We start from the raw sequence: 25,682 nt of genomic DNA, 5'->3' as shown, positions 1-25,682 counted from the left end.
AAGGGCCGGTCGCGATGGGCGGCCCTTCGTCGTTCGGCGCTGCCCCGCCCATTCGGTGGATCGCACGGTCGATTCGAGGACGCATCATCCGAGCTGCTTGGATCTTCCCAACGGACAGACGAACGGCCCCCGGCGCATCACTCGCCGGGGGCCGCGGTCGTTCAGCCGTCCGAGGTGGAGGGATAGTCTGTATGCGTCAGTTGGTGCCGCAGGGGCCCAGGAACACGCAGGTGTCGCCCCAGCCGGTGGGGATGGGCACCTGCGGCCAGATCTCGGCGGCGGGCGTGCCTTCGCGGCGGGCGGGCGCGACGTCGAACGACTCAACCGCGAGCAGATCCGGGTTCAGCTTCAGCTTGGGCATCGTGTCTCCGGAAGGTTGGATGGAAAGATGAAAACCGGGACGGAGGAACGTCCGCCGCCGGTAGGTGGCCGCCGCGCGGCTACGGGCAGGGGCAGCGCGCGGGGATGTCGCTTCCGAAGCTCATGCAGAAGTCGCAGGTGTCGCCGCCGGCGTTGGTGTAGTTCTGAGTGGTGCAGCCCACGCAGCTCAGCATTCCGCTGGGCGGCTGGCAGCCCACGGTGGGAGCAGGGCAGCCCACGGTGCCGCCGCACGCGTCCCCCGTGTCGATCACGCAGTACATGTCGCCGCACGTCTGCGGGCCGCAGGTGTTGACGGCTCCGCAGGTGCGCCCGAACTGCGTGCCGAAGCCCTGCACGGTACCGTGCCCCTCCATACCCGGCGATGTGGTGAACGACTCCACCGCGAGCTGATCGATTTCCAGCTTCAGCTTCTTCATCGGCTTCGTTCCTTGGCTGGTTGGATGAATGGCTTGTGAAGGCGCCTGCGTTACGGCGCGTGAGGCGAACCCCGCTCTCCCGTCACGCCCGGCAAGATCATGGAGGAGCCCCGGTTCGTTCCGCCGTCCCGCTGCGAAAGACTTGACGCCTAAACAATTATCGCTGCGAGTGTAGCGCGCTCATTCGGCCGCCGCAAGAATCGCGTGTGGGCCTTGGGCTGGAACCGACCGGCCGAATTCCGGACAGAATGCCATCATCGGAAGATGCCGACGTGGGAGGATGCTCATCGCGTGGAGCGCGGTTCCGTAGATGACAATGCGAAAAGAAAAGCGGGGACGACGGCATCGCCATCGTCCCCGCTTCTGTCATCCATCGCCGACGTGCCGTCGTGCGATCAGGGCTCGCCCTGCGGCGCCTGCGGCTCCTCGTCGCGCGGGGGCTGCTTGAGGCGCGGCGCGTGGCCGAAATTGTAGCTGAAGTTCACGTACAGCGCGCGCGAGTTGAAGCGCCGCTCGCTGATCTGCGTGAACCCGGTGTCGAAGCTCTGGGACGAGAAGCGCATGGTGTTGAACGGGTCGGTGACGCGCACGTTCAGGAACGCCTGCTCGTTCAGCTTCTGGCGGATGCCCAGGTTCGCCATGCTGAACGCGCCCTGGTGCCCCTGCGGCACGTCGGTGGCCGCGCGGTAGCTCTCGAAGAATTGCACGTCGGTGCCCGGCCGCACCTTGTAGTTCAGGCTCCCGCGCGCGCTCCACGCGAAGGCGCTGCTCGACAGGTCGGTGGCGCCGGAGCTGCCGTCGGTGACCACCTTGAAGAAGCTCGCGCCCGCGGTGGCCGAGAAGCGGCTGCCCGCGCGGACCTGGGCGTTCAGGTCGGTGCCCCAGCTGTTCGCCGTCGCCACGTTGGCGAAGGTGCTCACCGAGACGCCGTTCGCGTCGATGGTGCGCAGGCGCCGCACCGCATCTACCGTGTGCCGGTAGAAGGGCGTCACGCTGGCCGAGCCGAACGACATCGACCGCTGGTACGCCAGCTCGTACGAGTGCGTGTACTCGGGGCGCAGGTGGGGGTTGCCGACCCGCACGTTGTACTGGTCCTCGGCCTCCGGGAAGGGGCTGAGCATGCCCGGGCGCGGGCGCTGGATGCGCTTGCTGTAGCTGGCGTGAAGCTGGTCGTTGTCGCTCAGGCGGTAGGTGGCCGCGGCGCTGGGGAAGAGGCTGTTGTAGTCGTTGGGGAACGCCTGCGCGCTGTCCGCCAGGTGGAACGTGGTGGCCGCGCGCTCCAGCCGCAGCCCACCCTGGAGGGTCAGGCGGCTGCCCGCCCCGCGCGTGAGCAGCGCGTAGACGGCCTGCACGTTCTCGTCGTACCGGAAGTCGTTGACCTGCCGCCGCGACGGGTCCGCCGCGCCGCCGAAGATCGAATCGACCGTGAGCGCGTTGTCCAGGCGCCGCAGCGTGCCCTTGTAGCCCGTCTCCAGCTGCACGCCGAACATCGGCGCGCTGTAGTCCACCGTCATCTCCGCGCGGCGGGTCACGGCGCGCAGGTCGTTGCGGGAGTCGCCCAGCAGCGACGGAGGCGGCGTGGCACCGGGGATGGTGGCGTACGTGTCCAGCCCGTCCTCGGCCGAGCGGTTCAGGTCCAGGTCGGCCGTGAGCTCGTGGTCGCGCGGGGCGAAGCTGTGCTTGTACGACAGCGTGGCATCCGCGTTGTTCTGCAGTTCGCGCCCCGACGTGCGCTGGAGGTAGCTGCCGGTGAGGGCGCGACCTGCGTCGAACAGCCGGAAGTCGCTGGCGTTGTCGCCGGACTCGCGGCCGTGGTTGTACATGGCGGTACCGGACAGCACGTCGGCATCGCCCAGCTTGTACTCGGCGCTGCCGTTCACGGTGTGCGAGGTGTGCCCGCCGTCGCCGGTGATCTCCTGGTCCAGGAAGGTCTGCGGTACGCCGTCGAAGTGCTGGTCGCGCGAGGAGAAGCCCGTCTGGTTGCGCGTCTCGCGGCTGAAGCCGTAGCTGCCGAACAGCGTGAGCGCGCCCGTCTGCGACGCCAGGTTGCCCGAGGCGTTGTAGCGGCCGCCGGTGCCCGCGCCCGCGCTCACCCCGCCGCTGGTGCCCAGGTCGGCGTTCTGCTTGAGCACCACGTTCACGATGCCGCCCATGCCGTCCGGGTCGTACTTGGCCGACGGGTTGGGCACCACCTCCACGCGGTTCACGAGGTTGGCCGGGAGCTGCTTGAGGAAGTTCGCCAGCGCCGCGCCGGTGAGGGTGGACGGGCGGCCGTTGATCTGGATGGCCACGTTGGAGTTGCCGCGCAGGCTCACGTTGCCGTCGGCGTCCACGTCCACGCCGGGCACGTTGCGCAGCACGTCGGTGGAGGTGCCGCCCGTGACCGTGGGCATGTCGCGGGTGCTCACCACCGTCTTGTCGGGCGTGGACGTAACCGTCGTGCTGGAGCGCTCGGCGCTGGCGGTGATGCCCTGGAGCGCCACGGCGCCGGCGGACAGGCGAACGACGCCCACGTCGGCCCCGGGGGCGGCCGCCGTTACTTCGGCGTGCGCCACGGTGCCGGTGGTGTAGCCCAGGCGGCTCACGCGCAGGTAGTACGCGCCGGGCCGCAGCCCCTGGATGCGGAACGCGCCGTCCGGCCGCGTGACGCCGCCGGTGACCAGCGTGCTGTCTGCCGAGCGGCGCACGGCGATGCTGGCGCCGCCCAGCGCGGCTCCGCTCGCGGCGTCGCGCACCGTGCCGCGGATCTCGCCCGCGGCCTGCGACGCGGCCGCGGCGGCGGGCGGAGCGCCAGCCGGCGGTCCGCCGGGGCGTCCGGTCTGCGCGTGCGCAGTTCCGGCGACGGCAAGGATCATCAGCGGAACGGCGGTAAAGCGGTTCATCAACGGACCCACCTCATCTGTGATGGTTCTGCCGGGCACGCGGCTGCGGCGGCCCGGCTCGAGTGGCGGAAAAACACGACCGCGCGTCCCGACCGGGCGCGCGGCGATGGCTGGAGTTCGGCGAAATCATGGCTACACGGGCGGCCTTCCGGCGTTCCCGGCCGGCGCCCGTCCGGTCCACCATAGACAATCTCTTCACGCGGCACGTTGGCGCGCCTCGCCCGCCACCGGCTCCGGCACTCGCAGCGCGCGCCGGAACACGGTGGCACAGCCGGAGACCCACAGCACCGCCGCGGCCCACGCGCCGACGACGTCGGACGGATAGTGCACCCCCAGGTACACGCGCGAAACGCCCACCAGGAGCACGACCAGCGTGCCCGGCACGGCCACCGCCCAGCGCCAGCGCGTGCGCCAGGCGAGCACCACGAGAGCGGCCACCATGACGGCCGAGCCCATCGCGTGGCCGCTGGGGAACGAGAACGTGGTCTCGGGCGTGGGCGACAGCCAAAGACTGGGCCTGGTGCGGTGGAAGAGCAGTTTCGCGCCCAGGTTCAGCACCTCGCCGCCGCCGAGCGCGAAGGCGAGGAAGATGGCGCGCGACCGCAGCCCCCGCCGCAGCAGCAGCACCAGCGCGACCAGCACCACCGGCAGCAGCAGCCACATGACGAGGGCCGACGCCATGATCATCAGCCGGTCGTGCGCCGGAGAGGAGAAGCGGTGAAGCGCGCGCAGGATGGGCGCGTCCCACGCGAAGCCTTCCGCGGTCCACACGTCCTCGGCCAGCGAGCCGAAGACGAAGAGCGGCACGCCCGTAACCAGGAACCAGCCTGCCAGGCGCGCCACGTGCGCCCTGCCGAAGCGCCTGGTTCCCGGGTCGAGAGACGGCGTGGTCATCGGGCTCCCCGGCGGGTGGCGGATTGGCTCGCATCAACCGGCCGCGTGCGAGCCAGCTGCCGCCCCCACGCCGGCCCGTAGCAGCCGCGGAAATCCTCGTCGGACCCCGTCATGTACGCCTCGTCGCCCAGCGCCGCGACGGTGCCGGGCACGACGTCCAGCAGCCGCCCGGTGGAGTCGTCCGCCGTCCACCCGCACCCGGCGATGCCGCCCGCGGCGATCGGCGTGGCGGAGACTGCGCGCGGTGCGGCGGGTGCGGGAGAGGAGCCCGGCAGGCGCGCGGCGGCGGTTCCGGCGCAGAGCGTGGCGGCCATGGCGAGGCCCGGTGCTGCACGTCCGAATGGCACCTGCGGATTCCCGGTTAACGTTGGCTCGCGTCGCCCCTGGCGCCGCGCGGCCGGAGGCAAACGTCAAGTGTATCCCTGGGGAGCTTACGTTTCCATAACGCCCGCGGTCTTCGCCGTCAGCGGCGCAACCTGCCGGCGTCCGCGTCTGGCTCACGGGCAACGCCGAACGTGCCGTCGACGTGGGAGACGTGCGCAGGGCGGGAGGGATGCGCGCCGTCAGCCGAGCAGCTCGGTGTAGATGCGGTGCGTCTGCTCGGCGACTCGCGCCCAGTCCAGGTGCTCCATGGAGGGCGACGGGGAGCGGCGGGTGCCGACCGCCCATTCCAGCGCGGCGGCGAGGACGCCCGGCGCCAGCTCGCCGGTGTACGTGCGCACCCAGTCGGCGCCCATGTCGCGCGCCAGCTCGGACAGCGAACCCTGCGCGGGCACCAGCACCGGCCGGTCGAACGAGAGGGCCAGCAGCGCGCTGCCGGAGTTGAGGACCTCGCTGTACGGGAAGACGGCCAGGTCCGCCGCGCGCAGGTAGATCTGCATCTCGCCGCCGGGCACGAACCCTTCCTCCAGCCGCACGCGCGGGTCGGCGGCCGCGGCGGTCCGGACGGCCTCGGCCTCGCCGCCCATCTTCATCTCCCCCGCTATGAGCAGGACCGCGTCCGGGTCGGGAATGGCGGCGAAGGCCGCGAGCAGGGCCGCCACGTTCTTGTACGGGCGGATCTGCCCCACGAACGCGAGGACACGCGCACGGGCCGCGACGCCCAGGCGGCGGCGCGCGCCGGCGCGGTCGAGCTCCATGGGGTACGCGGTGCGGTAGTGGCCGTGGGGCACCACGAAGGCGCGCACGCCGCGCAGGGCGGGGTACCTGTCGCACACCGCGTCGCGGGCCGGCTCGCTCATGTGGAGCACGGCGTCCAGGCACCCAGGGAAGGCGCGCCAGAACCACCGCTCCAGCCGCGGCCGGGGCGCGCGGTCGTGCGCCACCGCGTTGTGCGCCGTCCACACCACCCGCCCTCCGCGGGCCCGCACCCACGCGAGCAGCGCCACCAGTGCCGCGCTCCGCAGCACGGCCGAGGCCAAGCCGGGGCTGCGCACCCGCGACGTGGGGCTCCAGTGCAGGTGCACCAGGCAGCCGCGGCGCGCGAGAGCGCGTGCGGCGGAGAATTCGTCCACCCGCACCCCCCTGGCGCGCAGGTGGCTGTACAGGAGCCAGTTGTACGGCTGCCCGGCGCGGTTGGAGAATGCCGGCCAGGCGAGCACGTTCAGGGGCCGGGCACCCCGCGCCGCCTCCGCGGGCTGGGCGGCGGACGGGTCCCCGGCTTGCCGGGAGGTCGGGCGCGAGAGGTACGGAAGCGATAGCCGCATGCCACACCGGGTGCTTGCGTCGCCCGGCCGGCGCGGATGCCGGCACCTGCGGTCTCCGGGAGACGGCGGCGCGTGGAATGGCGAACTCTACCGATGCCCGGCTTACGGGCCGCTAACGTGCGCCCGGCCGGCGCGGCAGGTCGTCACCCTGTAGGCCTTCCCGCATCTCCCCACCCGTCTTCTTCCGATACGATGCCGCGACGGATACGCCGCGGGCGCTCGTGGATCCCCGCCCCGGCGGATCGCCTCGCACCGGCGCAGGAGCCGTGCGTCTCGACTTCGGCGCGCACGGCGTGTAGCTTTGCGCGCATTCACCACCACCGCGGGCTCGATGGTCGCGCGGGGGCACGCCGCGTACCCGGCACGGGCGCGGCGGAGAACGTCGACCACTGGACCGGGAGGGGGACTTGGCGCTGCGGGAAGAGCTGGTACGCGAGGGAAACTGGCTGTTCCGCTGGCGGAGCTATCCGCCGGTCGTGCTGCTGCTGCTGGTGATCGCTTCGCTGCCCGCGGCGCGCAACCCGGACACCTGGCAGCACCATCGCGCGTGGGTGGCGTTCTGCGTTGCCGTCTCCATCATCGGCGAGCTGATCCGCTGCGTCACCGTGGGCCACGCGCCGGCGGGCACGTCCGGCCGCAACACGCGCGGGCAACTCGCGGAGCAGGTGAACACCACCGGCATCTACTCCGTGGTGCGGCACCCGCTGTACCTGGGCAACTTCGTCATCTACATGGGCGCGGCGATGTATCCCGGCCTGTGGTGGATGGCGGCCATCGTGGCGCTGGTGTTCTGGCTGTACTACGAGCGCATCATGCTGGCCGAGGAGGAGTTCCTGCGCGGCCGCTACGGCGCCGCGTACGAGGAGTGGGCCGCGCGAACCCCGCCGTTCATCCCCCGGCTGGGCGGATGGAAGCCGGCCGCGCTGCCCTTCTCGCTCAAGACCGTGCTGAAGCGCGAGTACGCCGGCGTCTTCGGCATCACCACCGCGTATTTCGTCCTGCACGTCGCGTCGATGGCGATCTTCCGCCGCCGGGTGGACGTGAGCCCGCTGTGGTGGGGCGTCTTCGCCCTGGGCCTGGTCACCTATCTCGTCCTCCGCACCCTCCGCCGCCACACGCGCGCGTTGAAGGTCGAAGGGCGGTAGCGTCTTCTGGTTGGGACTGGATTGACAGAAGGGGAGCCGGGCGGAATGCTCGGCTCCCCTTGGTCGTTCGCAGGATCGTCACAGGAATTGCGGAGCCCGGTCCGCGTTTGTAGATTGTGGTTGTGGAAGATGCGCGGATGTTGTTACAACCGAAAGGCTGGTCAGATGACGAAGCTGATCTCCGGGAAGCTTGGACGATCGGAGAAGCTCACGGTTTCCCGACCCGCGGAGCCGTTGCCGGCGCGGGCGACGACAGGCCGCGATCCCTTCCAGCAGAGCGCCGGCTCGATCGACGAGAGCCGTCTGCGGCGTGCGCTCTTCCGCCGGATGGGCCGCCAGATTCGGACCTCGCTCCAGTCGATGTCCGTCAGCGACCTCGTGGAGCTGGTGGAGCTGGAGACGCCAGTGGAGACGCTTGCGCAGGTAGTCTCCATGAACCCGGAAGCCGTGCTGTCGGTGGGAGACGATTACGCGGTCCGGCTGCTCCGCGGCGCGCGGCGCAAGCAGGAGCTGGTACAGCGGTTGGGCGGCGCGCTCAGCTCGGGCGAGGTGGCCGAGGTGCTGGGGATCACAGTGCCCGCGGTCAAGCAGCGGGTGCGCCGGGGCAAGCTGCTCGCGCTGCCCCTCTCCAACGGCGAGTGGGGCTTCCCGGCGCTCCAGTTCACGCCCGACGGCCAGGTGCGGGACGGGCTCCCGGACGTGCTGGCCGCTTTCGATGCGGGCGAGGACCCGTGGGCGATTCTGCTCGTGCTGGCCGCCGACGCGCCGGACGGGCGCGAGGGCACGCTGCTGGAAGACCTGGGGAACGAGCGGACGCGGCGGATCGCGGTGGACCGGGCGCGCGGCTTCGGGGCGCAGGGCGCGGCCTGATGCCGTTCCGGCTTCCCGCGGACCCGCCGGTCGTCACCCTCTCTGCCGGAGAGGTGGTCTGGAGGGTCCACCCGCACCGGCTGGATCCAATCTTCTTCGGGCCGGCGGCGGGGAAGCCGCCCGCGAACCGCTTCGATGCGCCCGGCGGCGAGTACCGCCTCTGCTACCTGGGCGAGACGCGCGAGGTCGCCGTCATCGAGACGGTGATCCGCAGTCCTGGGCAGGTCCGCGTGATCCCGCGCTCCATGCTGGAGAAGCGCGACCTGTCGCAGCTTCGGGTGGCGGCGGACCTCCGATTCGCGCAGCTGGAAGGCCGCGGACTCACCGCGTTCGGCCTGAACGCCCGTGACATGGCGGACGACCTGTACGACGGCTGCCGGAGCTGCGCTCGCTCGATCTGGAGAGGTACCCGGACGTGGACGGCCTCCAGTATCGCTCGCGCTGGGACAACGGGAAGCTGTGCTGGGCCGTCTTCGACCGCGCCGCCGCCAAGCTGGGCGCGGACGTGCTGGCGACGGAATGGCTGCGAAGCAGGGCCGTGCATCACCCGATCCTGCGGTACTACGACTTCGACGTGTTCTGATCTCCCGCCGAGCACCCCCTCATCTGGCGCGGCTTCCCATCCGCCGCGCATCTCCCGATCCGAGATCTCCCTACTTCAGCTCGTCCAGCCGCGCCAGCTCCGGGACGCGCCAGGCCATGACGCCCACGACGCCCAGCGTCATCATCCCGCCGAAGACGACCGAGGCGACGGTGCCGAGGAGCTTGGCAGCCAGGCCGGACTCAAACGAGCCGATCTCGTTGGAGGAGCCGATGAAGATCTGGTTCACGGCCGACACGCGCCCCAGCAGCTCGGGCGGCGTGAGCAGCGTGAGGAGCGTGGAGCGGATGACCACGCTCACGTTGTCCACCATGCCGCTGGCCGCGAGCAGGAAGAGCGACAGCGCGAAAGAGCGCGACAGGCCGAAGCCGATCATCGTGAGCCCGAACGCCGCCACGCACGCCAGCAGCAGCTTGCCCGCGCGCCGCATCTTCCGGTGCGCGAGGTAGACCGACATCAGCACCGCGCCCACCGCGGGGGCCGCGCGCAGGATGCCGAGCCCGGTCGCGCCCACGTGCAGGATGTCGCTGGCGAAGATGGGCAGCAGCGCCACCGCCCCGCCGAAGAGTACGGAGAACAGGTCCAGCGTGAGCGCCCCCAGCAGGATGGGCTGCCCGCGCATGAAGCGGATGCCCACCGTCAGGTTCTCGGCCACGGTGCCCTCGCGCGGGGGCAGCGGCGCGGGCGTGTACGCGACGGCCGCGAGGGTGACGACCGCGAGGATGGTGAGCGCCGCATCGACCGCGTACGCCAGCCGCGCGCCCGAGAAGCCGAAGAGGAGCCCGCCCAGCGCGGGTCCGACCACCGCCGCCGCCTGCCAGCTGGACGTGCGCCAGGCCACGGCGTTCGCGTAGTGCTCGCGCGGCGCGATCTCGGCCATCAGCGCGGTGCGGGCGGGCTGCAGGAAGCTGCGCGCGATGCCGCTCACGAAGATCACGGCGAAGATGGGCCACACGCGCTTGCCCGCGATCAGGTGCGGGTACAGCGTGAACGAGAGCAGCGCGACCGAGCAGAGGACGAGCACGACGATGGAGATCATCGACATGCGCAGCCGGTTGATGCGGTCGGCCACGTGCCCGGCGTACAGCGCCACGGCGATGAACGGGATCGCCTCCGCCAGGCCGATCAGGCCCAGCGAGAGCGGGTCGCGGGTGATCTCGTAGACCTGCCAGCTCACCACGGTGCCCTGGATCTGCAGGGCCAGGGTGATCACCACGGTGCTGGCGACGTACCAGAGGAAGCTGCGGTTGCGCAGGGAGACGTAAGGGTCGTGACGGCCGGACGTATCGGTCATTCGCTCGGGCTTCTGGAAGCGTTCTCGGGACGGGGGATGCTAACCCCGCGTGGCCTTCCGCGGCAATCCGCCCGCTCCGCCGCCGCTCCCCCCGTGAGACGATTCCGCCGATCGGACTTCCGGCAGATGCGGAGAGGGCCCGCGCCATCGGTGCGGGCCCTCTGCGTCGTCCGGCCGCTCGGTGGTACGCCTCAGTGGATCGTCACGCCCAGCGTGTAGTTGCCCGTCGCGCCTGCGGAGGAGGTGCTTGCCTCGATCACGTACATCCCCGCGGCGGGGGCGGTGAAGTCGATGCGTGACCCGTCAAGCGCGTCCGCCGGGTTCGCGTCGTCGTTCTCCGCGGCCACGCCCCCGTCCGGCCCGGCGAGGGTCAGCCACGAGTCCATGCTGTGCCCGGTGTCGAGGATGATCGTCACGCTCTGGCCCGCCTCCAGCGGGAGCCGGTAGATGTCGCCGTAGAAGTCCGTCGCCGGTCCCGGACCGTTGCGGAACGGCGCCCAGCAGTCCGCCGGCACGATCGATCCCGGCACCGCCGCCCCGTCCTCCACCTCCATCGACGGGCAGACGTTCACCTTCACCGCGGCCCGGCTGGGGCGAAGGCCGCTGGACACGCTCATCATCGCCACGCCCATCGAGTCGCCCGCCGTCACGTTCCCCGAGCCGTCGGCCGAGGCGACACCGGAGACGTCGAACGCGTAGCCGACCGTCTGGCCCGAGAGCGCGGCACCCACGAAGCTGCGGACCACGGGGGAGACGGTCGCGGTCTCGCCCGGGTCCAGCACCAGGCGCGGCGGCAGGCCGTCCACGTACCCGCCCTCGAACGGCAGCGCGGCCGAGACGTACACGCGGAAGGTGAACGACGTGACCCCGGGCCCGAGCTGGAGCTTCCACCGCTTCGCCGCGGAGACGGCGTTCTGCGGCAGCACCTCGTCGTACTGGAAGTAAGGCTGCCCCGCGGCGGTGAAGGTGCCCAGCCCGTCCGCGTTCGCCACCGTCACCAGCCCCGCCGGCGCCGTCGGGCCGGACGCGAAGAAGACGCGGATGCCCGCGGCGTGCGGCGCCAGCGTGTTCCAGTCCGTCGTGCCCAGCGGCTGCGCGATCAGGTTCTGCACCGTCGCGTCGAAGGCGAACGTGTCCGCCACGACCGCGACGTTGCTGGAGGCGAGCCGCACGTACTGGCCCTGGTTGCCCAGGATCACGTTCGCCGACGCGCCCGTAGAGGGCGTGCCGCACGTCACCGTCCGCGCGGCGCGGTTCGCCGTGCACGTCAGCTCGGCCAAGCCGTGGGGGGCGGCGGCAGGCGGTGCCGGCGCAGCAGGCGCGACGGCGTCGGAGCAGGCGCCCAGCGCCAGCAGGCCAAGGGCGAGCGGCAGTCGGCGGGCGAAGCGTGTGGGGTTCATGGCACCTCCCGGGGGGGCGGGTGTGGCGGGTGCCGGGGAGCCGGCGGAGGAACGGGGCCGATGGACGGCTCGGAGAAAGCTGCAACGCGGGTGTGTAGCAACCGAAGCGCGAGGGGGCAAGCTACGTGCCGGCCTATTCCGATCCGTTGCTCTTGTAAATCACTGGAAACACGCGGGTTGTACGCGTCTCGGAGCCGAAGCGGGGGACGCTCGTTCGCACACGCCGCCCACGGCTGTGGCGGCGGTGCATCACACCGGCGACGTGGGCGTCGGCTCGGCGGCGGGGAGGATGCCTTTCTCCAGGTAGATGGGGCGCACGACCTCGCGCAGGCGGGGCAGGGTGGTGGCGAACCACGCCGCGGCTGCGATGCAGCACGCGCCGCTCACCAGGATGGTCTCCGGCGCGCCGATGCGGTCCGCCAGCCAGCCCGCGACCAGGCTGCCGAAGGGTGTCATCCCCATGAACGCCATCGTGTAGAAGCTCATCACCCGGCCGCGCTTGTCGTCTTCCACGATGGTCTGGAGGATGGTGTTGCTGGCGGCGGTCTGCACCATGAACCCGAAGCCGATCACCACCAGGAACGCCACCGAAAGCCACAGGGCGCGCGACAACGAGAACGCCGCGAGCCCAAGCCCGAACAGCGCCGTCATCGCCGGGATCACCCTTCCGAGCCCCACCACGCTCCGTCGCGACGCGAGCAGGATCGCCCCCGCCAGTGCGCCGACGCCGGACGCGGCCATCAGCGTGCCCAGCACCGCCGGGCCGCCCCCCAGCACTGCCTTGGCGATCACGGGCATCAGCACCGTGTACGGCATCCCCAGCACGCTCACCAGCGCAAGGAGGACGATGATGGTGCGGATGGGCGGCGACCCGAACGCGTAGCGGAAGCCCTCGCGCAGCTGCGCCAGCCCGGCCCCGCGCTTCGATTCCACGGTCTTCCGCGGCCCCAGCTTCATCGCCATCAGCGAGGCGATCACGGCCACGTAGCTGATCGCGTCGATCATGAAGCACCAGCCCTCGCCCACCGCCGCGATCAGCACGCCGCCGACGGACGGGCCCACCAGCCGCGCCATGTTGAACAGCGACGAGTTCAGCGCGATGGCGTTGCCCAGGTCCTCGCGGCGCTCCACCATCTCCACCACGAACGCCTGGCGGCCGGGCATGTCGAAGGCGTTGATCACGCCCTGCGCGGCGCTCAGCCACAGCACCTGCGCCACGGTGATGGTACCCGCCAGCGTGAGCCACGCCAGCGCGAACGACTGGAGCATCGCCAGCGCCTGCATGACCAGGATCAGCCGGTGGCGGTTCCAGCGGTCGATGAGGACGCCCGCGAATGGGCCGATGACGAACGACGGGATCTGCCCCGCGAAGCCGACGATGCCCAGCAGGAGCGCCGACCCGGTGAGCCGGTAGATGAGCCAGCTCGTGGCGATCCGCGTCATCCACGTGCCGACGAGCGAGATGCCCTGCCCGCCGAAGTACAGCCGGTAGTTGCGCGAGCCCAGCGCCCGGAGCATGTGGATGCGGCCCTTCTCGGCGGCGGGCGGCGGCGGTTCGGACACGGGCTGGCGCGGCGGCATCGAGATTCCTGCGGTTCACGCGGGTGCGGCGGGCGGGCGGCCCCGCGCGTGGCGGAGCCGGCGGCCTCCATCGTTTTCGGGAGATGCGCGGCGCCTCGCAATCCGCATACCCCATCCCTCGGAAACGCAGGTAGATGCGCATCTCCCGAACCCCCTTTACCGTCCGTCGGAAGATGTACGGCCGCGCATCATCCGGCTTCGACGGGGCCCCCCCCGAAGTCGCATCCCGGCCGACGTGCACCGCGTGTATTCGGTAGATGCGATGCAGCCCGTCGCGCCTCGGCGGACGCACATCTTCCGAGGCTTCCCCCCGCTGCGGACGCGTCACGGCGGATGCGCGGTGGTGGGCGAACTTCTCGCGGCGCGGGGGTACGGCGTGCGGCCGAGGTCCCGCCATCTTGCCTCCACGGAACGGATGCCGCGCCGCTCGTAACGATCCGGCGACGGCGCGCTCTTGACGTACGGGGCGTTCCGTGGGCAGCTTCAAGCGCTTTCCGCACATGTCCGCACCGCTTTTCCCGCTGAGAACCCGCGTTCGACGGCCTTCCGCAACGGCCGCGCGCCTCCCGGCGGCCCAACGAATCACCCGGAGCCTGATGAAACGGCTGCTGATACTGGTGGGCGTCTTGCTCGCCGTGCACCTGGGCCTGCTGTTCGTGCGCCGCGGCGCCGCCTCTACCGAGGGCACCGGCAACGGCCCGCGCGTGGGCATCGTGTTCGACGTTGGCGGGCGCGGCGACAAGTCGTTCAACGACGGCGCCTACCTGGGCGGCACCCGGGCCGAGAAGGACCTGGCCGCGCGCGTCCGCTTCATCGAGCCGGGCGAGGGGTCGGACCGCGAGGCGGGCCTGCGCCTGCTGGCCGCCGAGGGCTCGGACATGGTGATCGGCGTGGGCTTCATCTTCACCGACGACCTGAACGCCCTGGCCAACGAGTATCCCAAGGTCCACTTCGCGGGCGTGGACTACGCCGTGGCGACCGACTCCGCCGGCAACCCGCTGCCGCCGCCGCCCAACGTGGAGGCGCTCAAGTTCCGCGAAGAGGAGGGCTCGTTCCTCGTCGGCGCGCTCGCCGCGCTGGCGGGCGGGTCCAAGACGGTCGGCTTCGTGGGCGGCATGGACATCCCCCTCATCCACAAGTTCGAGGCGGGCTACCGGGCGGGCGTCAAGTACGTGTGCCCGGACTGCCGCGTCCTCTCCGGCTACGCGGGCGTGACGCCCGAGGCCTTCCGCAATCCCGGCAAGGGCAAGGAGCTGGCGCTGAGCCAGTACGGCGCCGGCGCCAAGGTGATCTTCCACGCCTCCGGCTCCACCGGCCTGGGCGTCTTCGAGGCGGCGCGGCAGACGGGCAACTACGCCATCGGCGTGGACGCGGACCAGTACAGCGAGGCGCCCGGCCACGTGATGACCAGCATGGTCAAGGGCGTGGATGCGGCGGTGTTCGACGCGATCCAGACGGCCAAGAACGGCACCTTCCGCGGCGGCGTGCGCTCGTTCGGCCTCAAGGAGAACGGAGTGGGCTACGTGTACGACGAGCACAACCGCTCGCTCATCCCCGACGCCGTGCGTGCGCGCGTCGAGCAGATCCGGCAGGACATCATTGCCGGGCGCATCAAGGTTCCCAACGGCCAATGAGCGAAGCGACTATGCAGGCCGGGCAGCCCGGCGCCGCGCCCGCGGTGGAGATGGACGCCATCGCCAAGGCCTTCGGCCCCGTGCAGGCCAACCGCGGCGCCTCGCTGCGCGTGATGCCGGGCGAGATCCACGCGCTGGTGGGCGAGAACGGCGCGGGCAAGAGCACGCTCATGCGCGTGCTGGGCGGCATGTTCCAGCCTGACGCAGGCTCCGTCCGCATCTTCGGCCGCGACGTCACGGGCTGGAGCACGGCGGACGCGATCGCGGCGGGCGTGGGCATCGTGCACCAGCACTTCATGCTCGTCCCCACGCTCACCGTGGCGGAGAACGTCGTCCTCGGCCGCGAGCCCACGCGCAGCGGCATGCTTGACCTGCGCAAGGCGGAAGAGGACGTGCGGGCGCTGAGCGAGCGCTCCGGCCTCCGCGTGCCCGCCGACCGCCGTGTCTCCAACCTGAGCGTGGGCGAGGCGCAGCGGGTGGAGATCCTGAAGACGCTCTTCCGCGGCGCGAAGGTCCTGGTGCTCGACGAGCCCACGGCGGTGCTCTCGCCGCTGGAGGTGCAGGAGCTGTGGAGCGTGCTCCGCCGCGTCCGCGACGACGGGGGGACGGTCATCCTCATCACCCACAAGCTCGACGAGGTGATGGAGATCAGCGACGACGTGACGGTCATGCGCCACGGCCGGACGGTGGAGCGCATGGCGACGCGGTCCACCTCGCCCTCCGCCATCGCCCGCGCCATGGTTGGCCGCGACGTCCTCCTCCCGGCGGACGTGCGGCCGGAAGGCGGCCCCTCCTTCGCATCGACGGAGGCCGGGGCGCTGGAGGTGCGCGGGCTGACGGTTCGCGACTCGCGCGGCGTGACCGTGGTGGACGGCGTGTCGTTCGACGTGGCGCCGGGGGAGATCCTGGGCATCGCCGGCGTGGAGGGCAACGGGCAGACGGAGCTGATCGAGGCCATCGCCGGGCTGCGCGTGCCGCAGGGCGGCGAGGTGCGCATCGGCGGGGCGGACGTGACGCGCACCGGCGTTCGCGGCCGCGGCGACGCCGGCCTCTCGCACATCCCCGAGGACCGCCACCGCCGCGGCCTGGTGCTGGACTACTCCATCTCCGACAACCTCGTCCTCGGCCAGCAGCACCGCTTCACCGGCGCGGGCGGCGTGCTGGACCGCGACCGCCTGGCCGCCAACGCGGCCGAGAAGATCGGCACCTTCGACATCCGTCCGGCAGACGCGGAGCTGCCGGCGCGCGCCCTCTCCGGCGGCAACCAGCAGAAGGTCGTGATCGCCCGCGAGATGGGCCGCGACTTCCGCGTGCTGCTGGCGGCGCAGCCCACCCGGGGCGTGGACGTGGGCGCCATCGAGTTCATCCACGGGCAGCTTCGCGAGGCGCGCGCGGCGGGCAAGGCAGTGCTGCTCGTCTCGGCCGACCTGAACGAGGTGCTGGCGCTGGCAGACCGCATCGCGGTGATGTACGGCGGACGCCTGGCGGCGATCCTGCCCCGCTCCCAGGCCGACGAGGAAGTCCTCGGCCGCTACATGACCGGCGCCCACGACAGGGACCCCGCATGACCACATCCGCGCTCCCCGCGAGCCCGGCGCGCCCCCGCGGCGCGGCCTTCCGCACCACGCTGGAGGAGACGCTCCTCCCGCCCGTGGTCGCGCTCCTGATCGCGCTCGTCATCGGCGACCTGCTCATCCTCAGCTTCGGGCAGTCGCCCGCGGCGGTGTACCGGCTGCTGCTGGAGGGCACCTGGGGCAACTCGTACGGCGCCGGGCAGGTGCTGTACAAGGCGACGACGCTGACCTTCACCGGCCTCGCGGTCGCCCTGGGCCTGCGCGCGGGCGTCTTCAACATCGGCGCCGAGAGCCAGCTCGCGGCGGGCGGCTTCGCGGCGGCGCTGGCGGGCCTCTGGCTCCCGGCCGGCTTCCCGACGATCATCGCCGTCGTCGTCTGCCTGCTGGCGGCGGCGCTCGCGGGCGGCCTGTGCGGTGCCATCCCCGGCGTGATGAAGGCCCGCTTCGGCGCGCACGAGGTGATCGTGACGATCATGCTCAACTTCATCGTACTCGCCCTGCTCAACTACGTGGTCGCCGCCAAGCTGCACGTGCCGGAGACGCTGCACACGCCGGAGATCCGCGCGGGCGCCGTGTCGCGCCTGGCAGACCAGTTCGGCGCCTTCCACGGCTCGGCCGCGAACTGGACCATGCTGGCGGCGCTGCTCGCCGCGGCGTGCATGGCGTTCTACCTCTTCCGCACGCGCCGTGGCTACGAGCTGCGCGCGGTGGGCCTCCAGCCCGAGGCGGCGGAGTTCGGCGGCGTGAGCGTGGGCGGCGTGTGGATTCGCGCGCTGGCCGTGTCCGGCGCCATCGCCGGGATGGGCGGCATCAACTACGTGCTGGGCTACAAGCACTACTACGAGGAGGGCTTCGCGGGCGGCGCCGGCTTCCTGGGCATCGCCGTGGCGCTCGTGGGCCGCAACCACCCGGCGGGGGTGGTGGTCGCCGCGCTGCTCTTCGCCACGCTGTCGCAGGGCGGGCTGGCCATCCACGCCCTGGTGCCCAAGCAGATGGTGGAGGTGCTGCAGGCCATCGTCATCCTCGCCGTCGCCGTCTCGGTGCCCGAGGTCCGGCGCCTGCTCCGCGCCTCGCGGAGGGTGGAGGCATGACCATCCTCGCGTTCCTCGCGCAGACGCTGCGCATCGCCGTACCGTACCTCTTCGCGGCGGCGGGCGGCGTGCTGGCCGAGCGCTCCGGCGTGGTGAGCCTGTCGCTCGAGGGCTTCATGCTCTCCGGTGCCTTCTCCGCCGCGCTGGGCAGCTACTACAGCGGAAACGCCTGGGTGGGCGTGCTGTGCGGGCTGCTGGGCGGCGCCGTGTTCGGCCTGCTGCACGCGGTGGCTTCGCTGCGCTACCGGGCGGACCAGGTGGTGGTTGGCATCGCGATCAACCTGCTGGTGGTGGGCATCACGCGCTTCTTCCTGCGCCTGGCGTTCGGCAGCTCGTCCAACTCGCCGCGCATCGAGGCCTTCTCCGGCAACGGCTTCTTCTCGTCGCCGCTCATCCCCATCGGCCTGCTGGTGATCCCGCTGGTGGCGTGGCTCGTGTACCGCACGCCGTACGGTCTGCGGCTGCGCGCGGTGGGCGAGCATCCGGAGGCTGCCATCTCCCTGGGCGTCCCCGTGAACCGCGTCCGCTACATCGCCGTGATCCTCTCCGGCGCGCTGGCGGGGCTGGGTGGCACGTACCTGGCGCTGGACCAGCACCAGTTCACCGACCAGATGACCGCCGGCCGCGGCTACATCGCCCTGGCCGCGATCATCTTCGGGAGATGGGACCCGATCCGCGCGGGAATCGCCTGCCTGCTCTTCGCCGCGGCGGAGACGCTTCAGATCCGCCTTCAGGGCGTTGAGGCGATCCCGTCGCAGTTCGTGGGGATGATCCCGTACGTGCTCACCATCGTTGCCCTGGCCGGCATCGTCGGCCGCGCCAACCCGCCCGCCGCCCTCGGCAAGGCGTCCGAGTAGAGCGGGGAAGACGAGGATGAGCATCAGCGGCAGATGACGCACGAAGGGCCCGGACGATTTTTCGCTCGGGCCCTTCGAACGCACTGGGAGATGGCCGCCGTCCGAGCCGCAGAGAAGCGGGACGGCGACAGCGTCGACGCCGGAGCGCTAGGCCATCACAGTCCGAGCGCCGCGAAGACGCGGGCGATGAACACCACGCAGTCCGTGGCGACCACGGTGAGCGCGGTTATGCGGGCGGGCTCCTCGGCGGCGAAGCGTGAGGCGGTCGCCTTCGCCCACTCCCACGGTACCGAGCCAGCCAGAGATGCGCCCTCCCGCGGCAGCAGCGTGGGCCAGGCGGCCATCTCCCGCTGCCGCTCGTTGAACCGCTCGCGGAACGCCGCGGGGTCGCGCGCCTGCATCGCCTGCACCTGCCCGACCGACGCGAGCATCGCCTGCATCAGCTCCGCGCGCTGCGCGGGCAGGCGGTCGTACGCGAACCGGTCGGCCACGTGGAGCAGCAGCGCCAGCGTCTCGTCGTACACGGCCGGCCGCACGGCCGGCTCGTCCACCGGCTCCATGTCGGTGGCGGAGAGAGCGCCTTCCACCGCTTGCGCGAACCGGCGCGCCGCATCCATCAGCCCGCCCGCGATCCCTTCCGCCGCCTCGGCCCATCCACCGTCTGTGCTCATCTGTCTCTACCCGCAGATTCGTACCGTAGGTGCCGGTCGTGATCGGCACGGGAGAGCGCAGAAGATCCACGTGCGAGGACGCCGATGCAAATGCACGGGCTGATTCTGGAGCCATGCATCGGTCAGCTCACCTCGCCAGCGGCGAACGCGACGAGTGGGGCGGTGTCTCCGCGGTCCGCCGCTCGCAGGGCGGTGATGTAGTCCGTCCTGATCGTTCCCGTCGTGGCCAGGGAGCCCTGCGAGAAGCCCCACGGGAGCGGCCGGAGCCCCTCGCGCATCATGTAGAGGTCGGCCATCACGCGTGCGTGCCTGCCGTTGCCGTTGGGAAACGGGTGGATCGCGACCAGCCGATGGTGCAGCCGCACCGCGATCTCCGGCGGCGGATAGACCGACGACGCGCGCCACACCACCGCGTCCGCCATCAGGTCGCGCACCGCCGGACGCACGTGGAAGCGGTCGATGCCGATGTTCTTGTTGGACCTGCGCACGGTGCCCGCCCATTCCCACACGTCCGAGAACATGCGCCTGTGCAGCTCGTACACGAAGCTCTCGTCCAGCGGGTCGCGGCGCCGCACGGCCTTGACTCCCCACGCGTACCCCTGCGCGATGTTCGCCTCCTCCGCCTCGTTCAGCTCCGCACGGGTGATGATGTGCGCCGGGATCAGCCCCTCGGATTCGTCCGGATCCAGGGGCGTCGCGCCTTCGGGAAGCGTATCTTCACGCATTGGTCCGAGCGGCCCAGAGCAGCGACGGCGTCTGGAGCAGGGTCGCCTTGATCTCGGCGACGCGTGCTTCGCGCTCTTCGTCTCCCGTTGCCTGGTCCTCCAGCCGCATCGAGTGGTGCACCTGGCTGGCGATGGCGCGTGCAAGCGCGCCGGCCCTCTCGTCGAGCGTGGACGCGATCGACCGCTCCGGCAGCACCACGTAGAAAAGCTCCGCACCCATCGCCCGCGCCGCCTCGCGAAGTGCGCCCACCGTCACGCTGCCTTCTTCCTCCCTGGCTTCCATCTGCGCGACTGCCTGGGCGGTCACGCCGAGCTTCGCGGCCAGGTCCCGCTGCCGCATGCCGAGCGCGGCGCGCAACGCGCGAATCCACCCGCCTCGGGGTGGTTTGAACGTTGCGGCGTGCGGACGCAGCTTCTCGAAACGCCGGTCGATCTGCTTCCGGTCCAGCCTGCTTGCCGAACGGCGCGGCTTCGGTACACTCAACGTATCCCTTTCATCTCACGTGACGAAAATCAACGTATAGATTAATTCTCTACGCCGAATAATCAAGCTATACGTTGGTTGTGATTTTTCTCACGTGGCTGAAGTGTAAGACAGGTAAGATCTTAAGAATAGGAGTTGAGAAGATGAGGATTGTCCTTCAGCGGGTGTCGCGGGCGAAGGTGACGGTGGATGGTCGGGTGACGGGGCAGATCGGGGCAGGGCTGCTGCTGCTCGCCGGCTTCACCGCGGCGGATACGGAGGAGACGCTGGCGTGGATGGCCGACAAGGTCGTCGGCCTGCGCATCTTCGCGGACGAGGAGGGGAAGATGAACCGCTCCGTTGCCGAAAATGGCGGCACTCTCCTGGTTGTCTCGCAGTTCACGCTGTACGGCGACGCTCGGAAAGGCCGCCGCCCCAGCTTCGTGGACGCCGCGCGGCCCGAGGTCGCCATCCCGCTCTACGAACGCTTCATCGCCCTCCTGCGCGGTACCGGACTCCAGGTCGAAACAGGCGAGTTCGGGGCGATGATGGACGTGGAGCTCGTCAACGATGGACCGGTGACGCTGATCCTGGAGCGGTAGCGGGCTGCGGATGCGCAGGGCTCGCCGCCTCATCTTCCAAGTAGGCGAGGAACGGCTCGACCTCTTCGCCGATGGGTGCCACGTCCGCGCCCTGCGGGGTGAGCAGCCACGCCCAGTCGAACGAGCCGCCTTGCGCGAAGTAGCGGTGTTGCGCTGCGACGAGCTGGCCCGCGTGGGACCCGCCGCGCACGACGCCGAGCAGGGTCCCCGGTGCCACGTACCGCGTCCGTCCCGTCGCAACGTCCGCGGCGTGGATGGCGCCCGACGTGACCCAGCCATCGGCGGAGAAGTAGACGCGGCGGCCGTCGGGCGAGAAGCGGGGCGTGTTCAGGCCAACGAGGCGCGTGTGAGGATCGTCGCTCGCGTGGCCGCGCACGAGCAGGCGCGCGGTGCCCGTCCGCGTGTCCACGATCCACAGCTCCGCACGGATGGCGTCGCTCTGCGTGCCGGTGAACGCGGGGCCGGTGCGGCGGACCTCCGCCCGCAGGCGTCCATCTGGCGACCACGCAGTGCTGTCGTCGTCGTGCGGGTCCTGAATCCGCGCGAGCCCGACGGCAGGGGCGCGGGCGATCTGTGCGTGTGCCGTCTGCGCGGCGGGAGCAAGGGCGAGCACGACGGCGAGCACAGGTGCGATCGAGTACGTGCGAGGCATGATGGATTGTCGATGCGGGTGGATAGTGCGGCGGTCCGTTCCTGGCGATGAGGACGTATGAAGCAGATGCCGCGACGGGTTCGGCGCATCCGGCGTGCCGCGCCGCGTTGTGGCGCCGGGCCAGGGCGCGGTAGATTGCCGGCCGTCCATATATCTCCCGAACAGCCCCGCGACCGTCCCGATGCCGCAGACCAACGACACGCCGCCGCCCCTCGTCCTCGCCTCGCAGTCGCCGCGCCGCGCGGAGCTCATCGGCCGCCTGGGGCTCACGTTCGAGACGCTGCCGGCGGACATCGACGAGAGCTACTTCGAGCACGAGGAGCCCGCCGCGCACGCCGAGCGACTGGCCCGCGAGAAGGCGCTCACCATCTCCGTCGGCCGGCCGGACGCGCTGGTCGTAGGCTCGGACACCATCGTGGTCGTGGACGGCGACGTGCTGGGCAAGCCCCGCGACCGCGCCCACGCTATCGAGATGCTCACGCGCCTCTCGGGGCGCGAGCACGAGGTGTGCACCGGCGTCGCCGTCGCGCGCGGAGAGCGTGTCGAGAGCGGGCTGGAGCGTGTGCGCGTGCGATTCGCGATGCTGGACCGCGCGACGTGCGAGGCGTACGTGGACACGGGCGAGCCGATGGACAAGGCGGGCGCGTACGGCATCCAGGGCTTCGGCAGCGCGATCGTGGAAGGCATCGAGGGCGACTACTTCGCCGTGATGGGCCTGCCCGTCGTGCGCATGCTGCGGCTGATCGAGCGCTTCGGCTGGCGGTACGCTTTCGGCAAGCTCGTCGCGGGCTGATGCCGCGCATCGGCCGGGATCGTCCAAGTCCGCGCATCCACCGAGCTGTTCGTCGTCGAGTGGATCGCGTGTAGCAGGTCCGGTCTGATCGATCGAATCGACGCCTGATCCGATCGGCCGCCGGGCCAGATGTAGGTGATGCGCGGCGTCGGATGATGCGCATCTCCCGAGCAGGCTCAACCCAACCGCCGCGCCCATGATCCTGGCCATCGACGAAGGCACCACCGGCGTGACCGCGCTCGTCCTCGACGCAGACGGGCGGGTGCGCGGGCGCGGCTACAACGAGTTCACGCAGCACTTTCCGCAGCCCGGCTGGGTGGAGCACGACGCCAACGAGATCTGGAGCATCACGCAGCGCGTGGCCCGCGCCGCGGCGAAGGCGTCCGGCGCGACGGCCGCGGGGCTGACCGCCATCGGCATCACCAACCAGCGCGAGACCGTCGTGCTGTGGGACCGCGAGACGGGCGAGCCGCTGCACCGCGCGCTCGTGTGGCAGGACGGGCGCACGGCGGACGTGTGCCGGCGGATGAAGGCCGAGGGGAAGGAGCCGGACGTCCGCGCGCGCACCGGACTGGTGCTCGACCCGTACTTCAGCGCGACGAAGCTGGCGTGGCTGCTGGACAACGTGCCCGGCGCCCGCAAGCGCGCCGAGGCGGGCGAGCTCGCCGCCGGCACCATCGACACCTGGCTCGTCTGGAAGCTCACCGGCGGCCGTCTGCACCTGACCGACCCGACGAACGCGTCCCGCACGCTGCTCTACAACCTGGAGAGCGGCGCGTGGGACCCGGCGCTGCTGGACCTGTTCGGCGTGCCCGCGGCGGTGCTGCCGGAGGTGCGCGCGTCCAGCGAGGTGTACGGGACGACGGAGGGCAGCGCGGTCGGCGCGGAGATCCCCGTCGCCGGCATCGCGGGCGACCAACAGGCAGCGCTGTACGGGCACGGCTGCTGGACGGCGGGGGAAGGGAAGAACACGTACGGCACCGGGGCTTTCCTGCTCGTCCACACCGGCGACAAGCGCGTGGAGTCCGCACACGGCATGCTGACGACGGCGGCCTGCGGCGCGCGCGGCGAGCGGGCGTTCGCGCTGGAGGGCTCCATCTTCATCGCGGGCGCGGCGGTGCAGTGGCTGCGCGACGCGCTGGGCGTGATCGGCCACGCGGACGAGACGGCGGCGCTGGCGCGGTCGCTGGAGAGCAACGACGGCGTGTACTTCGTGCCCGGGTTCACCGGCCTCGGCGCACCGCATTGGGAGCCTGCCGCGCGCGGCACCATCGTCGGCCTCACTCGCGGAACGGGACGCGCGCACCTGGTCCGCGCCGCGCTCGAGGCGATGGCGTACTCCACGCTCGACGTCGCCGATGCGATGGAGGCCGACGGCGGCGTGCCGCTGCCCGAGCTGCGCGTGGACGGCGGCGCCACGGCCAACGACTGGCTGATGCAGTTCCAGGCGGACGTGCTGGGCGTGCCCGTCCGCCGCCCGGCAATGGTGGAGATGACGGCGCGCGGGGCCGCCGGGCTGGCGGGCATTGCCACCGGCTTCTGGAAGACGCCGGAGGACTTCCACGCCGCCCGGCCCGATGAGACGGTGTTCCAGCCCGCGGCGGACCTCTCCGCGCGCGGCGAATGGCTGGCCGGATGGCGCCGCGCGGTCGGTGCCGCACGCGCCTGGGCCCACGGAGGAGACTGAATGAACCCCTGCCTGATCGCCCTCTGCCTCGCCGCCGTGGCGCCGAGCGCCGACACCTCGTTGCTTCGTTGCGTGCCGAGCGCGCTCGCCTCGGTGCCGGAGAATCCGTCCCGTCCCGCGGCGATCACGCCCATCGGCGGGAGCGGAGGCAGGGTTACGGTATATGGGAACCCATTGAATTCGTCCCCCGATCTTCGTATGATGGATGCGCGGCTGCTCGCATCCGCGCCGCCGCTCGTGGGCCGTCCGCGGTGGAGAGTGGATGCGGACACGACGCCGCGCGACACGACGGTGCGCAAGAAGCCGGAGAACTTCTTCAACCGTCCGCGGCGGCCGGACCCGAAGCACGCGCCGGACCGGCTGTTCGGCGAGGACAAGTTCAAGCACTACTTCGTCTCGTTCATCGCCACCGCGCTGGCGCAGACCACGGCGCGGCTGGCGGGTGCGGGCCACCGGAACAGCGTCGCGATCGGCGCGGCGGCGGGCCTGGGGCTGGGCGTCGCGAAGGAGCTGCACGACCGCCGCGATCCCGTGGGCCAGCCGTCGTTCCTGGACCTGGCGTGGGACGCGGCCGGCGTGGGCTCGGCCGTCGTCGTCGCCAACCAGGCGCGGTAACACCGGCGGGCACGGTAGATGTGAGGCGCGGGACGCAAGCGCTCCGTCGAGCGCAGGAGATGAGAGGCAGATGAGCGTAGAAGAAGGAGCGGCCGAAGACAGGCCCGTGTGGCTGACGTATCCCGGGCCCGAGGTGACGGAGGCGCAGGCGCGCATCATCGAACGCACCGCCCAGTGGCGGAAGGCGGGCGCGCTCAAGTATGCGGCGATGTGCCTGCTGTCGCCGCTGACCTTCATCGTGCCGCCGCACATCATCTGGCCCCCGATCGTCTTCATCGTGGGGGCGATGCTCGCGTGGGCACGATGGACGGAGGAGCGCACGCTGGTCTCGCTCCACGGCGTGTGCCCCAAGTGCGGCACGGAGCAGGATTTCACCGAGACCGGGCGGATGAAGCGCCCCCACACGGTGAACTGCCGCAACTGCCGCTGGGAGCTTCGCGTGGAGCTGCGCCCCCCGCGCTCGCTGCAGGGCGCGACGGCCGGCCGCAGCATCGCGTAGGGGATTCCCCCGCCGCGCCCGAAAGGCATTGCCCCACGCGCCCCGCTCCCCGCCGCGGCGCGTGGGGCAAACACTTTCACGGCACCCCGTTCGCCCTTATATTCCGCCGCGGCAACCCACACCCGCTGGAGGCGCGCGTCCCGTGAAGAAACAGCCCAAGTTCGTTGCCGGAGCCCTGGTGGTGGCCGGCGTGATCGGGTACCTCATGGTCACCGGCATGCGTGACTCGATGGTGTACTACTACACGCCCAACGAGCTGGCCGCGAAGATCACGGCGGACGCATCGATGCACGAGGTGGGGGTGAAGGTGGGCGGGCGCGTGGTGCCGGGCACCGTGCACTTCGACCAGCGCACGCTGGACCTGCGCTTCGACGTGGTGGACATTGCCACGGGCAAGACGCGATTCCCCGTGCACTACCAGGGCCCGCTGCCGGACACGTTCAAGGAGGGCCGCGACGTGGTGGCCGAGGGCAAGCTGACCGCGTCCGGCGTGTTCGAGGCCAGCAACGTGCTCACCAAGTGCGGCTCGCGCTACGAGGGCGTGGGCTCGCCCCCGGGCGCCGCCGACCCGCGCGGCAACGACGAGGGCATGGGGCAGGCGTCGTGACGCAGATCGGCGAGGTCGCGCTCTGGGTCGCCCTCCTCATCA

General features: G+C 71.2%; 26 protein-coding genes. 13 read left to right on the top strand and 13 right to left on the bottom strand.

What is annotated here, in order from left to right:
* Positions 1-196: 196 nt before the first annotated feature.
* From VFE05_06985 to VFE05_06960, 6 genes are all read right to left on the bottom strand, one after another.
* The gene (locus VFE05_06985; protein ID HET6229809.1) at positions 197-361 is read right to left on the bottom strand and encodes a hypothetical protein; all 165 of its coding nucleotides are present in this window, start codon (positions 359-361) and stop codon (positions 197-199) included.
* A 79-nt stretch (positions 362-440) separates the two neighbouring features.
* Entirely contained in the window at positions 441-797 is a 357-nt protein-coding gene (locus VFE05_06980) for a hypothetical protein (protein ID HET6229808.1), read from the bottom strand.
* Between the two features lie 395 nt (positions 798-1,192).
* The gene (locus VFE05_06975; GenBank protein HET6229807.1) at positions 1,193-3,679 is read right to left on the bottom strand and encodes a TonB-dependent receptor; all 2,487 of its coding nucleotides are present in this window, start codon (positions 3,677-3,679) and stop codon (positions 1,193-1,195) included.
* A 195-nt stretch (positions 3,680-3,874) separates the two neighbouring features.
* Positions 3,875-4,573 (bottom strand): phosphatase PAP2 family protein, encoded by a 699-nt coding sequence (locus VFE05_06970; GenBank protein HET6229806.1) that lies wholly within the window; start codon positions 4,571-4,573, stop codon positions 3,875-3,877.
* Positions 4,570-4,920: a hypothetical protein gene (locus VFE05_06965; GenBank protein ID HET6229805.1), complete on the bottom strand. Its 351-nt coding sequence runs from the start codon at positions 4,918-4,920 to the stop codon at positions 4,570-4,572. Before VFE05_06965 ends, VFE05_06970 begins: the two co-directional genes overlap by 4 nt.
* 216 nt (positions 4,921-5,136) lie before the next feature.
* Positions 5,137-6,279: a glycosyltransferase gene (locus tag VFE05_06960; protein HET6229804.1), complete on the bottom strand. Its 1,143-nt coding sequence runs from the start codon at positions 6,277-6,279 to the stop codon at positions 5,137-5,139.
* Positions 6,280-6,686: 407 nt separating this feature from the next.
* Between VFE05_06960 and VFE05_06955 the strand changes: the two genes are divergently transcribed.
* From VFE05_06955 to VFE05_06945, 3 genes are all read left to right on the top strand, one after another.
* Positions 6,687-7,424, top strand: coding sequence for an isoprenylcysteine carboxylmethyltransferase family protein (locus tag VFE05_06955; GenBank protein ID HET6229803.1), 738 nt, complete (start codon positions 6,687-6,689; stop codon positions 7,422-7,424).
* 165 nt (positions 7,425-7,589) lie between these two features.
* On the top strand, positions 7,590-8,294 hold the full coding sequence (locus VFE05_06950) for a hypothetical protein (GenBank protein ID HET6229802.1): 705 nt from the start codon (positions 7,590-7,592) through the stop codon (positions 8,292-8,294).
* 415 nt (positions 8,295-8,709) lie between these two features.
* The gene (locus tag VFE05_06945; GenBank protein ID HET6229801.1) at positions 8,710-8,877 is read left to right on the top strand and encodes a hypothetical protein; all 168 of its coding nucleotides are present in this window, start codon (positions 8,710-8,712) and stop codon (positions 8,875-8,877) included.
* Positions 8,878-8,947: 70 nt separating this feature from the next.
* Here the strand turns inward: VFE05_06945 and VFE05_06940 are convergent, their stop codons facing one another.
* From VFE05_06940 to VFE05_06930, 3 genes are all read right to left on the bottom strand, one after another.
* Entirely contained in the window at positions 8,948-10,189 is a 1,242-nt protein-coding gene (locus VFE05_06940) for an MFS transporter (protein HET6229800.1), read from the bottom strand.
* Positions 10,190-10,380: 191 nt separating this feature from the next.
* Entirely contained in the window at positions 10,381-11,589 is a 1,209-nt protein-coding gene (locus VFE05_06935; GenBank protein HET6229799.1) for a PPC domain-containing protein, read from the bottom strand.
* 249 nt (positions 11,590-11,838) lie between these two features.
* Entirely contained in the window at positions 11,839-13,170 is a 1,332-nt protein-coding gene (locus VFE05_06930; protein HET6229798.1) for an MFS transporter, read from the bottom strand.
* A 596-nt stretch (positions 13,171-13,766) separates the two neighbouring features.
* Here VFE05_06930 and VFE05_06925 point away from each other — a divergent pair.
* Genes VFE05_06925 through VFE05_06910 form a run of 4 tightly spaced genes read left to right on the top strand, consistent with a single transcriptional unit; the run spans position 13,767 to position 18,326 of the window.
* On the top strand, positions 13,767-14,804 hold the full coding sequence (locus tag VFE05_06925; protein ID HET6229797.1) for a BMP family ABC transporter substrate-binding protein: 1,038 nt from the start codon (positions 13,767-13,769) through the stop codon (positions 14,802-14,804).
* The gene (locus VFE05_06920; protein HET6229796.1) at positions 14,801-16,372 is read left to right on the top strand and encodes an ABC transporter ATP-binding protein; all 1,572 of its coding nucleotides are present in this window, start codon (positions 14,801-14,803) and stop codon (positions 16,370-16,372) included. The genes VFE05_06925 and VFE05_06920 overlap by 4 nt, the downstream gene beginning before the upstream one ends.
* The gene (locus tag VFE05_06915) at positions 16,369-17,469 is read left to right on the top strand and encodes an ABC transporter permease (protein HET6229795.1); all 1,101 of its coding nucleotides are present in this window, start codon (positions 16,369-16,371) and stop codon (positions 17,467-17,469) included. The genes VFE05_06920 and VFE05_06915 overlap by 4 nt, the downstream gene beginning before the upstream one ends.
* Positions 17,466-18,326 (top strand): ABC transporter permease, encoded by an 861-nt coding sequence (locus VFE05_06910; protein ID HET6229794.1) that lies wholly within the window; start codon positions 17,466-17,468, stop codon positions 18,324-18,326. Before VFE05_06915 ends, VFE05_06910 begins: the two co-directional genes overlap by 4 nt.
* A gap of 155 nt (positions 18,327-18,481) precedes the next feature.
* On the opposite strand, the gene VFE05_06905 is transcribed toward VFE05_06910, so the two are convergent.
* From VFE05_06905 to VFE05_06895, 3 genes are all read right to left on the bottom strand, one after another.
* Positions 18,482-18,997: a hypothetical protein gene (locus VFE05_06905; GenBank protein HET6229793.1), complete on the bottom strand. Its 516-nt coding sequence runs from the start codon at positions 18,995-18,997 to the stop codon at positions 18,482-18,484.
* Positions 18,998-19,119: 122 nt separating this feature from the next.
* Positions 19,120-19,722, bottom strand: a complete 603-nt coding sequence (locus VFE05_06900) for a mobile mystery protein B (GenBank protein ID HET6229792.1) — start codon at positions 19,720-19,722, stop codon at positions 19,120-19,122.
* Positions 19,715-20,206 carry a mobile mystery protein A gene (locus tag VFE05_06895; protein HET6229791.1) on the bottom strand — a complete coding sequence of 164 codons (492 nt, stop codon included), beginning with the start codon at positions 20,204-20,206 and terminating at the stop codon, positions 19,715-19,717. Before VFE05_06895 ends, VFE05_06900 begins: the two co-directional genes overlap by 8 nt.
* A 143-nt stretch (positions 20,207-20,349) precedes the next feature.
* On the opposite strand from VFE05_06895, the gene dtd reads away from it, so the two are divergent.
* Complete coding sequence (dtd, locus tag VFE05_06890; GenBank protein ID HET6229790.1) at positions 20,350-20,787, top strand: D-aminoacyl-tRNA deacylase; 438 nt, start codon at positions 20,350-20,352, stop codon at positions 20,785-20,787.
* On the opposite strand, the gene VFE05_06885 is transcribed toward dtd, so the two are convergent.
* On the bottom strand, positions 20,750-21,439 hold the full coding sequence (locus VFE05_06885) for a hypothetical protein (protein HET6229789.1): 690 nt from the start codon (positions 21,437-21,439) through the stop codon (positions 20,750-20,752). The two genes, dtd and VFE05_06885, sit on opposite strands and share 38 nt — an antisense overlap.
* Positions 21,440-21,620: 181 nt before the next feature.
* Between VFE05_06885 and VFE05_06880 the strand changes: the two genes are divergently transcribed.
* From VFE05_06880 to VFE05_06860, 5 genes are all read left to right on the top strand, one after another.
* Positions 21,621-22,232, top strand: a complete 612-nt coding sequence (locus VFE05_06880; GenBank protein HET6229788.1) for a Maf family protein — start codon at positions 21,621-21,623, stop codon at positions 22,230-22,232.
* Between the two features lie 196 nt (positions 22,233-22,428).
* Positions 22,429-23,919, top strand: a complete 1,491-nt coding sequence (glpK, locus tag VFE05_06875; protein ID HET6229787.1) for a glycerol kinase GlpK — start codon at positions 22,429-22,431, stop codon at positions 23,917-23,919.
* A gap of 198 nt (positions 23,920-24,117) precedes the next feature.
* Positions 24,118-24,534, top strand: a complete 417-nt coding sequence (locus VFE05_06870; protein HET6229786.1) for a hypothetical protein — start codon at positions 24,118-24,120, stop codon at positions 24,532-24,534.
* Between the two features lie 70 nt (positions 24,535-24,604).
* Positions 24,605-25,033: a hypothetical protein gene (locus VFE05_06865; protein ID HET6229785.1), complete on the top strand. Its 429-nt coding sequence runs from the start codon at positions 24,605-24,607 to the stop codon at positions 25,031-25,033.
* A gap of 142 nt (positions 25,034-25,175) precedes the next feature.
* Complete coding sequence (locus tag VFE05_06860; protein ID HET6229784.1) at positions 25,176-25,640, top strand: cytochrome c maturation protein CcmE; 465 nt, start codon at positions 25,176-25,178, stop codon at positions 25,638-25,640.
* Positions 25,641-25,682: the final 42 nt, after the last annotated feature.

Source organism: Longimicrobiaceae bacterium (genome assembly GCA_035696245.1).
Classification (GTDB): Bacteria; Gemmatimonadota; Gemmatimonadetes; order Longimicrobiales; family Longimicrobiaceae; genus DASRQW01.
Note: the sequence above shows the minus strand (reverse complement) of the source record. Positions and strands in the feature narration are given on the sequence as shown.

Excerpts from the sequence above, each read along its gene's own strand:
- VFE05_06915 (HET6229795.1), top strand. The coding sequence starts at position 16,369 with ATGACCACATCCGCGCTCCCCGCGAGCCCGGCGCGCCCCCGCGGCGCG.
- VFE05_06905 (HET6229793.1), bottom strand. The coding sequence starts at position 18,997 with ATGAGCACAGACGGTGGATGGGCCGAGGCGGCGGAAGGGATCGCGGGC.
- VFE05_06985 (HET6229809.1), bottom strand. The coding sequence starts at position 361 with ATGCCCAAGCTGAAGCTGAACCCGGATCTGCTCGCGGTTGAGTCGTTC.
- VFE05_06925 (HET6229797.1), top strand. The coding sequence starts at position 13,767 with ATGAAACGGCTGCTGATACTGGTGGGCGTCTTGCTCGCCGTGCACCTG.
- VFE05_06975 (HET6229807.1), bottom strand. The coding sequence starts at position 3,679 with ATGAACCGCTTTACCGCCGTTCCGCTGATGATCCTTGCCGTCGCCGGA.
- VFE05_06920 (HET6229796.1), top strand. The coding sequence starts at position 14,801 with ATGAGCGAAGCGACTATGCAGGCCGGGCAGCCCGGCGCCGCGCCCGCG.
- VFE05_06950 (HET6229802.1), top strand. The coding sequence starts at position 7,590 with ATGACGAAGCTGATCTCCGGGAAGCTTGGACGATCGGAGAAGCTCACG.
- VFE05_06940 (HET6229800.1), bottom strand. The coding sequence starts at position 10,189 with ATGACCGATACGTCCGGCCGTCACGACCCTTACGTCTCCCTGCGCAAC.
- glpK (HET6229787.1), top strand. The coding sequence starts at position 22,429 with ATGATCCTGGCCATCGACGAAGGCACCACCGGCGTGACCGCGCTCGTC.
- VFE05_06970 (HET6229806.1), bottom strand. The coding sequence starts at position 4,573 with ATGACCACGCCGTCTCTCGACCCGGGAACCAGGCGCTTCGGCAGGGCG.
- VFE05_06885 (HET6229789.1), bottom strand. The coding sequence starts at position 21,439 with ATGCCTCGCACGTACTCGATCGCACCTGTGCTCGCCGTCGTGCTCGCC.
- VFE05_06980 (HET6229808.1), bottom strand. The coding sequence starts at position 797 with ATGAAGAAGCTGAAGCTGGAAATCGATCAGCTCGCGGTGGAGTCGTTC.
- VFE05_06900 (HET6229792.1), bottom strand. The coding sequence starts at position 19,722 with ATGCGTGAAGATACGCTTCCCGAAGGCGCGACGCCCCTGGATCCGGAC.
- VFE05_06935 (HET6229799.1), bottom strand. The coding sequence starts at position 11,589 with ATGAACCCCACACGCTTCGCCCGCCGACTGCCGCTCGCCCTTGGCCTG.
- VFE05_06930 (HET6229798.1), bottom strand. The coding sequence starts at position 13,170 with ATGCCGCCGCGCCAGCCCGTGTCCGAACCGCCGCCGCCCGCCGCCGAG.
- VFE05_06880 (HET6229788.1), top strand. The coding sequence starts at position 21,621 with ATGCCGCAGACCAACGACACGCCGCCGCCCCTCGTCCTCGCCTCGCAG.
- VFE05_06865 (HET6229785.1), top strand. The coding sequence starts at position 24,605 with ATGAGCGTAGAAGAAGGAGCGGCCGAAGACAGGCCCGTGTGGCTGACG.
- VFE05_06870 (HET6229786.1), top strand. The coding sequence starts at position 24,118 with ATGATGGATGCGCGGCTGCTCGCATCCGCGCCGCCGCTCGTGGGCCGT.
- dtd (HET6229790.1), top strand. The coding sequence starts at position 20,350 with ATGAGGATTGTCCTTCAGCGGGTGTCGCGGGCGAAGGTGACGGTGGAT.
- VFE05_06910 (HET6229794.1), top strand. The coding sequence starts at position 17,466 with ATGACCATCCTCGCGTTCCTCGCGCAGACGCTGCGCATCGCCGTACCG.
- VFE05_06960 (HET6229804.1), bottom strand. The coding sequence starts at position 6,279 with ATGCGGCTATCGCTTCCGTACCTCTCGCGCCCGACCTCCCGGCAAGCC.